The organism is Streptosporangium sp. CA-135522, assembly GCF_050949235.1.
GTDB lineage: Bacteria > Actinomycetota > Actinomycetes > Streptosporangiales > Streptosporangiaceae > Streptosporangium.
In genome coordinates, this window is the sequence record NZ_CP192026.1 from 7,020,001 (window position 1) to 7,034,076 (window position 14,076).

The 14,076-nt window shown below is 71.2% G+C and carries 11 protein-coding genes; 4 read left to right on the top strand and 7 right to left on the bottom strand.

What is annotated here, in order from left to right:
* Positions 1-147 precede the first annotated feature (147 nt).
* Positions 148-1,602: an AAA family ATPase gene (locus ACQPYK_RS33480; RefSeq protein WP_433239883.1), complete on the bottom strand. Its 1,455-nt coding sequence runs from the start codon at positions 1,600-1,602 to the stop codon at positions 148-150.
* A 303-nt stretch (positions 1,603-1,905) separates the two neighbouring features.
* Here ACQPYK_RS33480 and ACQPYK_RS33485 point away from each other — a divergent pair, with 303 nt between their 5' ends.
* Genes ACQPYK_RS33485 through ACQPYK_RS33500 form a run of 4 tightly spaced genes read left to right on the top strand, consistent with a single transcriptional unit; the run spans position 1,906 to position 8,781 of the window.
* A complete protein-coding gene (locus ACQPYK_RS33485; protein ID WP_433239886.1) occupies positions 1,906-3,123 on the top strand; it encodes a hypothetical protein in 1,218 nt (405 codons plus the stop codon).
* On the top strand, positions 3,113-4,291 hold the full coding sequence (locus tag ACQPYK_RS33490; RefSeq protein WP_433239889.1) for a hypothetical protein: 1,179 nt from the start codon (positions 3,113-3,115) through the stop codon (positions 4,289-4,291). Before ACQPYK_RS33485 ends, ACQPYK_RS33490 begins: the two co-directional genes overlap by 11 nt.
* The gene (locus ACQPYK_RS33495; protein WP_433239892.1) at positions 4,288-7,386 is read left to right on the top strand and encodes a chromosome partitioning protein ParA; all 3,099 of its coding nucleotides are present in this window, start codon (positions 4,288-4,290) and stop codon (positions 7,384-7,386) included. The genes ACQPYK_RS33490 and ACQPYK_RS33495 overlap by 4 nt, the downstream gene beginning before the upstream one ends.
* Positions 7,387-7,428: 42 nt before the next feature.
* The gene (locus ACQPYK_RS33500; RefSeq protein ID WP_433239895.1) at positions 7,429-8,781 is read left to right on the top strand and encodes a threonine/serine ThrE exporter family protein; all 1,353 of its coding nucleotides are present in this window, start codon (positions 7,429-7,431) and stop codon (positions 8,779-8,781) included.
* Between the two features lie 138 nt (positions 8,782-8,919).
* Here ACQPYK_RS33500 and ACQPYK_RS33505 read toward each other — a convergent pair whose 3' ends face one another.
* The 6 genes from ACQPYK_RS33505 to ACQPYK_RS33530 all read right to left on the bottom strand — a co-directional run bounded on the left by ACQPYK_RS33505 (position 8,920) and on the right by ACQPYK_RS33530 (position 14,068).
* Positions 8,920-9,486 carry a TetR/AcrR family transcriptional regulator gene (locus tag ACQPYK_RS33505; RefSeq protein WP_433239898.1) on the bottom strand — a complete coding sequence of 189 codons (567 nt, stop codon included), beginning with the start codon at positions 9,484-9,486 and terminating at the stop codon, positions 8,920-8,922.
* 153 nt (positions 9,487-9,639) lie between these two features.
* A complete protein-coding gene (locus tag ACQPYK_RS33510; RefSeq protein ID WP_433239901.1) occupies positions 9,640-10,290 on the bottom strand; it encodes an HAD family hydrolase in 651 nt (216 codons plus the stop codon).
* A gap of 12 nt (positions 10,291-10,302) precedes the next feature.
* Positions 10,303-10,749: an AIR carboxylase family protein gene (locus ACQPYK_RS33515; RefSeq protein ID WP_433239904.1), complete on the bottom strand. Its 447-nt coding sequence runs from the start codon at positions 10,747-10,749 to the stop codon at positions 10,303-10,305.
* Positions 10,750-10,793: 44 nt separating this feature from the next.
* The gene (locus ACQPYK_RS33520) at positions 10,794-11,513 is read right to left on the bottom strand and encodes a MazG nucleotide pyrophosphohydrolase domain-containing protein (protein WP_433239907.1); all 720 of its coding nucleotides are present in this window, start codon (positions 11,511-11,513) and stop codon (positions 10,794-10,796) included.
* A gap of 25 nt (positions 11,514-11,538) precedes the next feature.
* On the bottom strand, positions 11,539-12,630 hold the full coding sequence (locus ACQPYK_RS33525; RefSeq protein WP_433239910.1) for a methyltransferase domain-containing protein: 1,092 nt from the start codon (positions 12,628-12,630) through the stop codon (positions 11,539-11,541).
* Between the two features lie 544 nt (positions 12,631-13,174).
* Positions 13,175-14,068, bottom strand: a complete 894-nt coding sequence (locus tag ACQPYK_RS33530) for a LysR family transcriptional regulator (protein WP_433239913.1) — start codon at positions 14,066-14,068, stop codon at positions 13,175-13,177.
* Positions 14,069-14,076: the final 8 nt, after the last annotated feature.

Sequence of the window (14,076 nt, forward strand, 5' to 3'; positions counted from 1 at the left end):
GTATCGGGGTTCGGTCCGGGAGGACACGGGCTCGGCGGGACACCACCGGGAAAAACAGGTGATGGGACACCGCCGGGAAAAACAGGCGACGGGATGCCGCCTCCGGAAAGGTGGGGTGCCGCCTCCGAAAGAGGGCGGACGCTCTCGTCACATCCCCGCGAGCGCCTGCGGGACGCGTGTCCCGACCACGATGTCACCGACCAGGGCGGCGCCGGTGCGCCCGCGCAGCCCGGCCTCCGCAGTCATGATCAGACGGTGCGCGAGCACCGGGACGGCCAGCGCGTCGACGTCCTCGGGCACCACGTAGTGCCGCCCGGTGGCGGCGGCCCTGACCTTTGCCGCCCGGATCAGCGCCAGGCTCGCCCGGGGGCTCGCGCCGAGCCGTACCTCCGGAGAGACGCGGGTGGCGGCGACGATCGCGACCACGTATTCGTAGATGGGGTCGGCCACGTGGATCCGGGTGGCGAAGTCGATCATCCCCGCCACGTCGGAGGCGCGGGCGACCACCGGCAGCCGCTCGACCTGCGGTCCGGCCGGCATGCCTTTGAGCACCTCGACCTCGCAGGCGTGGTCGGGGTAGCCGACGGAGATCCGCATCAGGAACCGGTCGAGCTGGGCTGTGGGCAGGGGGCGGGGGCCGTCGGTGTCGACCGGGTTATGGGTGGCGACGACCAGGAACGGCCGGAGGAGGGGATGCTCTTCGGCGTCCACGGTGACCCTGCGCTCCTCCATGACCTCCAGCAGCGCGGAGCGGGTCTTGGGCGAGGCCTGATCGATCTCGTCGGCCAGCACGATGTTGGCGAAGACCGGCCCCCGGCGGAACTCCGGGCGCTGGAGCGTCTGGTCGAAGACCGGCGCACCGGTGATGTCGGACGGCAGCAGGTCGGGGGTGAACCGGATGCGGCGCCACTGCGCGTCCACGCTGCCCGCGATCGCCCTGGCCAGGGTCGACTTGCCGGTTCCGGGGACATCCTCGATCAGCAGGTGGCCTTCGGACAGCAGACAGACCAGCGCGAGCTCGACCACCTCCCTCTTGCCTCGGATGATCTTCTCTATGTTCCCGGCGAGCAGCCCGAACCGTTGGGCGAACTGCCCCGCCAGCGCCACGACCTCGCCACCCGGGGACTGTGCCTCCACCGGGTACGGCTGCCGCACGGCGGCCTGCTCGGCGCCGTGGGACGGCTGCGCCTCGTAAGCCGGACCGGCACCGTGGGACGGCTGCGCCTCGTAAGCCGGACCGGCACCGTAGGAGGGCTGGCCGGCGGGGACGGTCAAGGAGGCGCCGTAGGACGGCTGCGTCTCGTAAGCCGGACCGGCACCGTAGGAGGGCTGGCCGGCCGTGGCGATTGAGGAGGCGTGGGACCGCTGGTCGGCGTGGCCGGGGCCGGCCTGGTGGTGCTGGCCGGCCAGGGCCTGCTCGGCTCCCGGAGAGTGCCTGCCGCCATAGGCGGGCGGCGAGGTCACCTGCGTGGGGGACTCCTCGTAGACCGGGTAAGCCGGTGGGGCGCCGGCGGGATCCTGGGCCGGGTAGGCGTGCTGGGACGAGCGCACCGGCGGCTCGCCGTACCCTTCGGGGGTCTGCTCGTATCCGTACTGGCTCACTGGAGGGCCCTTCTCAGTCGTCGCACTGGAACAGCGGAGCGACCGGGAAGGCTCCGCGCGGCGCGGGGATCCTCACCCGCGGCTCACCTCGTATGCCGAAATCAACGTGGTCCTGCCCTGTTTCCGGGGTTACCCTAGCGTGCCGGCGAGGGCCGACGCAGTGCCCATGCGGTATCCACACGGCGCCGACTCGGTATCAACGCAGCGTCCACGCAGCGCCCACTCGGCGCCGATGCGGTGCCCACGCGGTGCCGACGGCCGTGCGGGCCTGGATTGTCGGCCACAAGCCTTACGGTAGGGCGCGTGCCAGAGACGAACCACGAGATCACGCTGGACTCGGCCCTCACCGAGGAGGCCGTGCTCGCGACCTACCGCCGGATGTTCGCCGCGCTCGCGCGCGACAGCGGCGCGGTGGTCGACGAGCCCGCCCTGGTCGACATCGCCGAAACGCTCTTCGCGGCGTTCGCCGAGGCCGGTGAGGAGTGGCTGACCCACGAGCAGATGCGTCACATCTGCCGGGCCTATCCGCTTGACCAGTTCGAGAACCGGCTGCGGGTGCTCAAGGGACTCGGCGCGATCCGTGAGGTGTTCCCCAAGCCCAACCAGCTCCGCTATCGCGCGTCGTTCACCAGCGTGGTGGGGTTGATGTTCATCCGGCGGATGATGGACGACGGCGGCCAGTCGGAGATGCACCGGCTGCTCGCGCTCGAAGACCTCAACGTCGCCGATCCCCGCACGACCATGGAGGAGGCGCGCCTCAGCGCGCAGAACCTGTCGCGGGCCTTCCGGCTCTGGGCGCTGGAGCTGATCACGCTGACCAGCGGCACCATCGAGGAACTGCGCGAGCAGGCCCCCAAGCTCTGGGGCACCGAGGAGATCGCCCGCAGGGCGCAGAGCCTGCACGGCACGATCCTCACCCGCTGGCCGGACCTCGACCGCACCTGCACCGAGCTGCGCGCCGCCATCTACTCCTACAGCGACGCCTCCCGCCGCGCCGCCGGACGCCTGGCCGACTCCGCCGGCACGACCAGGAATCTGACGCTGCTGCCGGCGGAGACCTGGCGCACCTTCGCGCAGACCGCCACCAAGGAGCGCCTCGCCGCCGTGCTCGACGGGTTCGTCTTCGACGCCCCCGCGCCCTGGCACGACCCGGCCGCGATCGTCCGGGCGGTGGACGAGAGCCCCCGGCCGGCGCCCGCCCAGCCCACTCCCCCGCGCTCGGCGCTGCCCGACCCCGGCCCCGCCGACTCCCACGACTCCGGCACCGCGGGCCTCGACCACCTGGCCTCGGTCGCCGAGGCCGCGCTCGGCGGACGTTCCTCGGCCCGGCTGGAGGAGCTGCTCACCGCCGACGGCGAGTGGGTCTCCGCCCGCCGCCTGCTGGCCGACCTCGTCTCGGCCGACCTGCGCCCCGAGTCCCCCTACCGCCTGCGCTGGTCCGACTCCCTCACCGCCACCCCCGGCGCCGAGCCGGCCTGGCTGTCCCACGGCCACCTGGAGAGGACCGGCCATGACGCCTGAGCTGGCACATGTGCGGGCCAGGGCGACCGGCCCGCTCCCGCTCGGCCCGGGGGAGCCGACTCCCCCGGGCATGACACGACTGGCGTACGGCGACGGGACGGGGCTGGCGCTGCCGGTGTGGCCCGACGCGGCGACCCCGTCGCTCCTGGAGGAATACCAGGTCGCCCCGGTCAACGTGGAACGATCCGGGGAGACCCGGCGGGTGCTGGCCGCGGCGCTGAAGTGCTGCTGGAGCGACCTGACCGCCGACCCCTGGCCGGGGGTCTCCGCGCCGGTGGACGACGTGCTGTCGGCCTACCGGGCGCTGATCGGACGCGGCGACGACCTCATGCGCAACTGGGCGATCGGCGCGCTGCGCCGCCTGCACGACTCGGCCTGGCTGGAGGTGGACGGGGGCGTCGTACGGCTCGGCCCCCGCTGCGCCTGCTGGCCCCCCGCCTCGCACGCCCAGCTCAGGGAGCTGGTCCGCCGCCTGCCCGGCGGCGAGGAGGAGCTCACCGGGCTGGACGTCCTCCCGGTGGCCGACGAGGCCGACGAGGCCACCGCGAGCGTCGCGGTCCCGGAGGGCGTCGACGAGGACCTGCTGGGCTCGTTCGACGAGCGACGCCGCGCCGAGATCGTCGCGGCGTTCATGGCGGTCGAGCACGCCGCGGAGCCGGTTCACGAGGCCCGGTTCACCGCGCTGCGCGACCCGGTGCTCCGCCGTGCCCTGGCGGAGATGCTGCAGCGCCGCGGCCGGGTGCTGCTCCAGGATCGTGAGGCGTGGACCTCGGGTTACGCTCCCGAGGTGGCAGCCCAGGCGGGCACGACGGTGGGCGAGTCCGAGCGGGCGGTGCTGACGCTGGTGTTGATCCACTCGGTGGCGATCCCCCGGGCCGACGGCCTGCTGGCCGCCGACAGCTGGCTGTCGCCGTTCCCCGCCCAGCCGGAGGAGCTGCGGCGGCACACCCGGCTGCCGATCGGCGAGCTGGAGGCCGCGCTGCGCACCCTGCGCCACGCGGGCCTGGTGGCCCAGGTCAAGGCGGGCGAGGAGGCCGGGGGATACGTTCCGGGCCCGCAGTTTCACCGACTGACCCCGCAGGCCAGACGCCGCCTGCAGGAAGAGCTGATCCTCGCCGCGGGGCCGCACACCCCGCTGGCGGCGGCCGTGAGGGCGAATCGCCGATGAAGGGAAAGACGGGGTTGACCGAACAGCCGAGCCAGGCCGCCCAGCCGGAACGGGCCGCGAAGAGCTCGCGGAAGAACGCTTCCGGAGCGGCCCGGGACACCGAGAGCGCGACGCGGGCCCACGGGAGCCAGGCCAGCCTGGTGCCGGTGGAGACGCGGACCGCCCCCACCGAGAACGTGGTCGGGGACCGCGTGCTGATCGCCGTGCAGGCGGTCAACATCTCCCGCCTGTCGACCCACCCGGTGCCCACCGTGCCGGGCACGCTGATCGTGGTCGCGGGCGCGGGTCCCAAGGACTCCAACGGCGCGGGCAAGTCCTCGTTCATCGCGATGATCACGGCGTTGCTCGGTGACGAGCAGTGGCGCTTCGCCTCCGGCGCCAAATCGGTCTCCGAGCTGCTGTTCAACGCCGAGCTCGCCGCGGGCGGTGGCGGCAGGTCGTGGGCCAGCGCCGATCACGGCTACATCGTCGGCGTCTTCGCCGGAGCCGACTCCGTGGACGACGCGGTGACCGTGTGGCTGCGGGTCAACCAGGAGGCGCCGCACCTGGAGATCAGGTGGATCCAGGGGGTGCGCGTGGCGGCGGCCGCCTCCGAGGCGGAGCGGGTGGCGCGGGCCGACGAGGTCTGGGCGACGCTGCCGCGTTCGGCGGGGCGCCGCGACGTGGTGGCGCGGGACCTGACCAGATTCCTGTACGGCGACCGGGTCAGGTGCGTGTCGTTCCTGTCGACCTCGGTACGGAGCAAGGTCGCCACGAACCTGCTCTCCCAGCCGCTCAACGAGATCTCCCCGGAGCGGGTCTTCGAGGCGATCGCCGCGCTGACCGGCCTGGACGCCGAGCTTGACCAGGAGCGGGAGGCTCGGCGCGACGAGCACGACAAGCGGGTGCGGGCGGCGCGGGCCGTGGAGCTGCTCGGGGAGTTCGAGGAGGAGTCGCGGACGCTGCTGGAGACCTTCGACCGGCGTGACCGGGCCCGGGTGCGCCTGGCCGACGCCCTGCGCTGCTGGCGGGGGCGGCTGGCGCGCAGGCTTTCCGACGCGGCCCAGCGTGACGAGTCGCTCGCCGCCGATCTGGAGCGCTTCCGCACGGCGGACGGGCGCGCGGCGGAGGCGATCGACATGGTCAAGGCGGAGATCGCCACGCTCAAGGACGACACCCTGGAACGCGCCCTGGCCGAGGCCCGCAGGGAGTTGACGGCCCTGCAGTCCCGCGCGGCCAAGCTGGAGGCCGACCGGGCCGTGGCGGAGAACTCGGTCGACGAGCTGCGCGGCCGGATTCCCGGGCTGGAAGAGCAGCGGCGGCTGGCCGACGGCCGCGACGTGCGGACCGCCGAGACAGAGCTGGCCCAGGCCAGGGGCCGGCTCAACGAGGCGCTGAAGGCGCTGGGCGTGGCCGACAGGGAGGTCGAGGGGGCCGGGGCCGCGCTGGACGACGCCGAGGGCGGTCCGGCCGCGGCCCAGCTCAACGCGCTCGCCGAGGCCGGGGTCGGGGCGACCGGCCTGCTCGACGCGATCGACGTGGCCGAGCACGCGCGTGAGGACGAGACGGCGTCCGGCCGCACGGGGCGGGCGGCGGCCCTGGGGGCCCGCGGGTGGCCGCAGGAGCACGCGGTGATCGTGGATGCGACCGATCTGGCGGCCGCGGCGCGGGCGCTGGCCGCGTTGCCCGGATCGGTGCTGGTCAGCGCCGCCGGCGTCACCGTCGTGGGCTCCTTCGAGGCGGTGGCCACCGGCAGGGAGGCCCGCATCAAGGCCGCCGAGCAGCGGCTGCACCGGGCACGCGACGTGCAGGAGACGGCCGCCGGAGCCGTTCGGGTCGCCGAGGACGGGGTGGCCGAGGCCGGTCGGCGGCTGGAGGGCGCCAAGGCCGCCGTGCAGCTGGCAGACGTCGAACGTCGGCTGGTCGAGCGCCGGGGAACGCTCACCGAGTTGTCGGAGGCCCTGGCCGAGATCGGGCCGAAGGTGGGCGAGGCCGAACGCCGGGCGGGCACCCTGGACTTCCGCGCCCGGACGAGGAACATGGAGATCGAGCGGCTGGAGGGACGCCGGGCCCGGCACGAGGCCGACCGGGACCAGGCCAGGGACCAGGCGGCGAAGGTCGCGACGGATCGCGACGCGCTCGGCCTGGACGCGCTGGCCGGGGAGTGGGGCGGCACCGTCGACGGGGCCCGCGAGTGGTTGGAGGCGCTGAGCGAGCAGGAGCGCCCGCTGACGGCCGAGGAGTGGTGGCGGGCCGCCGAGCGCCGTCTGGACGAGGCGCTGCGCGACACCTTCCCGGGCGAGGACGAGGAGATGCCCGAGGAGCTGCGCTTCCTGGTGCGGGAGCGATCCGAGCCCGGTGCCGGACGCACCGCGCGTGAGCAGGCGACGTTCCCCGGCGTGTGCGCGGCGCTCTCGTCCTACCTGCGTGGCCAGGAGGAGTACGAACGGCACCAGCGCCGCCAGATCGAGACCCAGATCGCCACCCGGCAGTGGGACCTGACCGCCGCGGCCAAGGGCGCCGAGGAGGCCGCCCAGTCCACCGCCGTGCACCGGGCCGCGCTGACCGCGGCGATCAAGGCGCGGTTGACCCGGGTGGCCGAGGAGTTCGAGAAGCTCGACACCTCCTACGGCGGCTACGGCGCGACGCTGGAGTTCCCGGTGCCCGCCGCACCCGCCGACCCGGAGCAGCGCTGGGCGTGGCGGGTCACGCCCAAGTGGCGCCGGGGCGAAGGGCAGGGTTTCGTACCGTACAACCGGCGGGCCAACACGGCGCTGATGGATGAGAAGGCGGTGAAGCTGGTCTGCGCGGCGGCGATCGCGTCCTCCGGCGGCGGCAACCTGTGCCTGGTCCTGGACGAGCTGGGCCGCAACCTCGGCAAGGAGCACCGCAGGGAGGCGGTGGCGCTGTTCCGCCGGATCGGCGAGACCTACGGCATCACGGTGATCGGCGCGCTCCAGGACGACATGGAGCCCTACGCGGTCGACGCCTGCGGGCAGTACATCAAGCTGCGCCGTTCCTCCGACGCCATGCCGTACAACGAGCCGCCGGTGATCATCGGTCATGATCGGCACGCTGAACGCGTGCGTGCTCTGGCCTCCGCGGTGAGCAGATAACCTCGGCAGGGATCGGCTTCGAAGAAGGGTTGAGGGGGATCGGTGTCGGCATCGCCGCTGGAGCAGGCCCCTCCTCAACGCGACTTCTATCGGGCCATGGCGCTGGCCCTGCGTGTGGGAGAGCTGTTGCTCGGCAGCGGAGAGGGTACCGAGACGGTCACCGGAGCCATGCGCAGGATCACCAACGCCTACGGCGTGCCGCACTGTGAGGCCGACGTCAACCTGTCGGTCATCACGCTGTCGCACGTCCCGGTGGACGGCGGCGTTCCGGTCACCGCCGAGCGGCGGGTTCGCCGGCGCCTGCCCGACTACGATCGGCTGATCGCCGTCCACGGCATGGTCAAGGAGTCCTCGGGCGGATCGATCCCGCTCGACGCCGCCGAGGTCCGGCTGCGGGAGATCACCCGGCGGGTGCCGGTCTACCCCAATTGGGTCCTGATCACGGCGCTGGCGCTGATCGCCTCGTCGGCGAGCATCCTGGTCGGCGGTGGCGTGGTCGTCGCCGTGGCCGCGTTCGTCGCCACCGTGCTGGGCGACCGGGCCAGCGCCTGGCTGGCCCGGCGGGGGGTGGCGGAGTTCTTCCAGCTCGCGGTGGCGGCGATGCTGGGCTCACTGGTCGCGGTGCTGATGATCTGGATCGACGCGCCGGTGCAGGCCTCGGCGGTGGTGGTCGGCGCGGTCGTCGCGCTGCTGCCGGGCCGTCCGATGGTGGCCTGCGTGCAGGACGGCATCGCCGGCGAGTACGTCACGGCGACCGCCCGGCTCTTCGAGGTCTTCTTCATCCTGACCGCCGTCATCTCCGGGATCGGCGTCACGCTCTATGCGGCGTTCCGCCTCGGCGTTCCGCTGAGCGTGGAGAACGTGCCGGCCGCGCCCCTGGTGATCAGGCCCGAGCAGCTTCTGGGCGCCATCGGGCTGACGCTGTCGTTCGCCGTCGCCCTGCTCGTGCCGCCCCGCCACCTGCTTCCCGCGGCGCTCGGCGGCGGGATGGTCTGGGTGGTCTTCGTGCAGCTCTACAGCTGGCAGGTCCCGGTCATCCTCGCCACGGCCGTCTCGGCGGCGTTCGTCGGCCTGTTCGGCAACGCCTACGCCAGGCGCGCCCAGGTGCCCTCGATGGTGGTCACGATCCCGGCGATCGGCTCGCTGCTGCCCGGCACCGCGCTCTACCGGGGCATGCTCGAAGCCACCCTCGGCCACGCGAACGAGGGCCTGGCCAGCCTTCTGCAGGCCCTGTCGACCGCTCTCGCCCTGGGCGCCGGGGTCATCCTCGGCGCGGAGATCCTGCGCGCGGTGACCGGTTCCGACCTGGCCAGGCGGGTGCGCCGCCCGGCCGCCCGTCGCCCCCGCAGGCCGTTCATCACCCGCCCGGCCGCCCGTCGCACCCGCGGCTACTGACCCCGCGGACCGCCTGTGGCACCCGCGGCCACCCGCGGCGCCCAAGGCCGCCGACCCCACGTCACGCCCGCCGTCGGATCGGTCACCCGTCAGGCGACGGCGGGGGTCCGCGTCTCCCGTGCCGCCTGCCACCCGCGGCTACCGGGCGCGTGTCCGCAGACCGTTCACCACCAGGTCGAAGAGGCGGCCGGCGTCGTCCTCGCCGTGCTCGCTCGCCCAGGCGATCGCGTTGACCAGCTTGACGAGGTCGGCGCCGGTGACGTCCGGTCGGATCGCGCCCGCGCGCTGGGCGCCGGCCAGCAGCTTGGCACCATTGCCCTGCACCGTCGCGCAGGAACCGTACAGCTCGGAGTCGGGGTCACAGATGCTGCCCATCAGCGTCGCGGCCAGGCCGCGGTAGGTGGTCGCGTGGGTGACCAGCAGGCGCAGCCATGTCAGGAGCGCCTCTTCCGGAGACGGGGAGTCCAGCAGGTCGTGAGCCCGGGCGTTCAGGGTGACCATGCTGTCGTGCAGGACCGCCTCGAGCAGCGCCCGGCGGGTGGGGAAATGCCGGTAGAGGGTGCCGATGCCCACTTCCGCCGAGCGGGCGATGTCTTCCAGGGACGCTTCGGTGCCGTGTCCGGCGAAGGCGTCCCGGGCGGCGGCGAGCAACCGTTCGTAGTTACGGCGTGCGTCGGCGCGCATAGGGCGCTGAGTGGTCGTCACCACGGCTCCTCGCTGGTCGGAGGCCGTACCCGCGAACCCAGCGGAGCTGGCCTCCGAAAAGGCTATCGCGCCGCGAACATCATCTCGGAACGGATTCGAGCCACCGCCTACGACGTCGAGATCACCCGCGTCGAGCGCTCCTACGGTTGCCGCTCAGCCCTCGACGCTCTCCCGTCGCGAATCTTCAGGCGGGTTGATGATGGCCTGGGCTACGTCGTCGATACGGGCGTCGGGCAAGTGCCAGGTCGGGGTGAATCCGTCAGGTAGCCGTCTCCCCACGTAGAGAGAGGTGCCGGCAGCGCACAGCATGGGGAGGTCGGCGGAGGAGTCTCCGACGGCGGCCAGGTCCGCCATGTCAAGGCCGAGGCCGCGGGCGTGCTCGGCGAGCAGCAGCGGTTTGGTGGCGGGGAAGACGTGCCGGAAGCCGTCCGAGTCGTCGGGCTCGGTCGCGATGTAGGCGTCGATGCCGAGCCTGCGGGCGAAATAGGCGACGTTGGGGGCCAACGCCAGGGACACGATCACCGTTCGTATTCCGGCCGCGCTCAATGCGGCGATCCCCGTGGCCGCTCCCGGAGCGAGCGGAATGCGGGCCAGCGCGTCAGCGATCTCCGCAGGGCGGCGGTCCTTGAGCCGGCGCCACAGCAGGCGGCGGCCGCGGGCCAGTTCGTCGTCGCTGTGCGCGTTCTCCAGCACGGCCTGCTCGACGGTGAGCCCGAACGCCCCGCAGACGGCCTGAAGACAGCTGCGTTCCCGGGTGAGAGTGCCGTCCAGGTCGAAGGCGACCAGGCGGATCAGTCGTTTCATGGCAAGGCTCCGTCAGTGGCCGCTCGGAGGGTACGGGACCGCGTCAACGTTCTGTGCCGGAGCAGGATTCTGTGCCGGAGCAGGCCGCAGGATGTCGCGAGCGGTGTGGGCGGCCTTCCTGAGTCCTGCCGCTCCCCAGCCGACCACGAGCACCGGCCGGTCGCTCGGTGTGGTGAGCGAGGCGAGGGCCAGTGCCGGGTCGGGGTCGAGCGGCACGCCGACGACGACCACGTGCGGCAGCCAGCTCTTCACCGTGACCGGCAGGTTGGGGACGCCGCCGGCGGCTGCGATCACCACCCGAAGGATGTGCCGTCGATCCAGGCAGAAGCGCCGCAGATCGTCGGGCCGCCGGTCGGAGGAGATGACCGCGAACTCATGCGGCAGGCCGAGCGCCGCCAGCAGGTCGGCCATCCCGGCCTCCCGAAGGCGGTCCCTGTCACTGTCCGATCCGATGATCACAGCGAGCTCATGGCGATCTGTCATCTCGTGCGCTACTCAGCGGCTCAGTACTTCAGGGTGCGGGACTCGAACACTTTCGGGTGCCGATCCACCATCTTCCGGGCTGCGAGCCTGGCGACGTCCGACAGGCTGCCCTGCCCCTGTTCCTTGAGAATCCGCCCGAGCAGAACGAGGTTGAACATCACATCGCCGATTTCCTCGATGAGGTTGGCACCGTCCCCGCTCTCGATGGCGGCCGCGATCTCCTCCACTTCTTCCCGCAGGTGGTCGACGACCGTCTCGAACGTCTCCGCGCGGTCGTTGGGGCACCCGTCCTCTCCGCGCAGGACCTCAGCGACCCGATCGATCTGGGCGAACGGGAGAAGCGCTTCGATCTCCGAGTAGTGACGCGCCTTGCGGACCGTGAGATCGGAGATCTCATGTAACTCACCGCCCTCCAGGCAGAAGTAGCTTATGCAGGACTTCTCGAAACCCACGTCCTCGGCCGCCTCCTGAACCATCAGCGGGATCTGCATCGAGTGCGGCGATCCGTCTTTGGTGAGAACGGTGACCGAGCTGACCCTGTCCAGCCGGAAGATCGTGCACATCTTGAATCCGAGCTTGTCGAGATGGTGCAGTTCCGGGCAGTAGGAATAAATTGAACGGCCGGCCGAGAGTCGAGAATAGGCCTCGGGATTGACGTCCGGCGCATAAGTACAAGTGAGCAGGATATCGCCGGAGAACATGTTGACGTTGACGGTGATGAGGTCTCGAACCGGGGACATCCGACTCTCCGTCCGAATTTCATGATTACGACAGGCTGAGGTCCCGGAAGCCGGACGCGCGGTCAAGCGTTCGGCTGACGGCGCGGAAAGAGTTGAGGCTGTTGGTGGCGATCAGGATCGTCTCCTGCTCCACGACGTGCCGTCCGATCCATCGGAAGTAGTTCTGCAGTCGGAACGCCGGGTCGTACCAGGGCCAGGCCGAGTGCTCGGCCGCGTCGCCGTAGAGCAGCCGAGTGACCAACGGATCCTCCAGCATGCCGGACTGGAAGACCGCGACCCCCGATTCCCCCAGAGCAGCGGCGAGTTCTGCACCGCGGGCCGCGACCAGTGACGGCTGCGCCTGGTAGTAGACACCTACACAGAGCAGATCCGCCGGTGGCAGCGGGGCGTCGAGACAGGAGCCGAGGACCGCCTCCGCGCGCACACCCAGCGCGTCGAGCTCCGGGGCCACCGACCGGCGAAAATGCTCGATCATCTCCGCGCTGAAGTCGTTGCCCGTGTAAGCGGCGAGCTTCCCGCGCTGGGCGAGTGCGAGCGGGGTCGAGCCGGCGCCCATCCCCAACTCGACGACGCGCAGGGGGTCGGGAAAGGCCTCCGCGGCCGCCGCCGCGGCACCCAGCAACCCGCCGTCGGGGCCGACCACCGTGCCGTTGGTGGTCAGGACGCCGAACACCGGCCCGTACGTGTCGAGCAGGCGAGCGTAGTACGGACTGTGCGCTCGGAGTTCCCGTGGCGGGATGACGCTGAAACCTCGGCTCCGGCGCTGGGACGGCGGCACGGGTTCCAGCCCGCCCGTACCGCGTGGATCCGGATACGGAACGATCGCGACCGCGTCCTCCGCACCGGGGCCGGTGATCTCGATGCCGGCTCCGCGCAGGCGCTCGGCAAGCCGCTCACCGAGTGCGGCGATCCGGGGGTGAATATCCGTCAGGAAGTCTCCGCCGTCGCCGAAGACCAGGACATCGTGGAAGACGACGTGAAATGAAAGCGCGCGCAGCTCACCGTTTCCGGGAGCGGGAAACCTTTCGAAGTTGTCGCGATGAATTCCCCGAACTCCGATCACCGTGGCCTTGTAATAGCGAAAGAAATCATCGAGTTCGGTCAGGATTTCCCGCACTGGCCTCTCCCTCTAACGAGGTGCACCACCGAGAATAGGAGTTGCGGAGTAAACACGCAAGATCCCACCGAAGTCCCCGCCGAAAAGTTGCCGGCGGCATTTCTGGGGACTCTGGGAATGGATGGACGATCCGATATCAAATGAGACAGGAAACACCCCAGCGACTTGCGGTGCTCCCGAGCCTGGGCGTCTGCAAAGGTGATACGAAATGGATCCATCTTTCATAGCGATAGGGATCGCCGAAAAACAGGCGGACCTGTCTCGGCCGGCGTGGTTCTGCGTTCTGTTTCGTGGACCGGTCGAAATCCTCGCGATGAGTGAGGCCGAGTTCGGCCCCGGCGTGCTCCGGGGTTCGCCGAGCGCCCGCTCCGCTCAGCCCGAACGAATCTGGCGGCCCACGCCGTGAACTACGACGAACTCGCCGCCCGCCACCGCTCAGCCGTGACCATCGCCTGCCTGCTGCTCCGGCTCGAACGATCCACGAAACAGCGGCTAGACGAATGAGTCCGACGTGTCGGTCGAGGTACGGGGGCGGATGAAGGCTTCAGCGTTCGTTGCGGGCGGCCGCGAGGAATCGTGAGACCAGGGGGTTCTGGTCGTCGCGGCGCCAGGTCATCGCAACAGTGGTGCGCGCGATGTTCGGCTCGATCCGGCGGTATGCGATGCCCTTGAGGCGGATCCGGCGGATGCTCGCCGGGGCGAGTGACACTCCAAGCCCCGCCTCGACGAGCGCGGAGACCGTCTGCCATTCCACCGCATGTTGTCCGAGGTGGGGCTCGAATCCCGCGCTGCGGCACAAGTCGAGGATCTGGTCGTGGACTGTCGGCCCGGCGCTGCGGGGCAGCAGCACGAACGGCTCGTCCGCCAGCGCCTTGATGGAGACGACGCGTTGGCCTGCGAGGGGATGAGCGGTCGGCAGGACCGCGACGAACTCCTCGGACAGGATCGTCTCGGTCGCCAACCCCGGCTCGTCCGGCGGTTCCCGCAGGAAGCCGATGTCGATCATGTGTTCGCGCAGGGCAGTTACCTGCGGTGCCGTGGTCATCTCGCGGATCTCCATGTCCACTCCTGGATACCGGTTGCGGTAGCCGCGCAACAGGCCCGGCAGGAGGGTCAGTGCGAGCGATGCGGAGAAGCCGATTCGGAGGCGACCGGCCTCACCGTTGCCGGTGCGCCGCGCTGCGTCCAGGCCGATGGCGATCTCATCGAGCGCGCGCCGAGCGGCGGGCAGGAGTTCGTGTCCTACAGGGGTGAGGGTGACCAGGCCAGGTCCTCGGGTGAACAGTGGGTGCCCGACTTTCGCCTCCAGGCGGCGGATCTGCTGGCTGAGCGGCGGTTGCGCGATACCCAGCCGCTCCGCTGCGCGTCCGAAGTGGAGTTCCTCGGCGAGCACCGCGAAGGCATGAAGCTGCTGGAGCCCGAGCTCGGGGCGGTCCATACCTATAG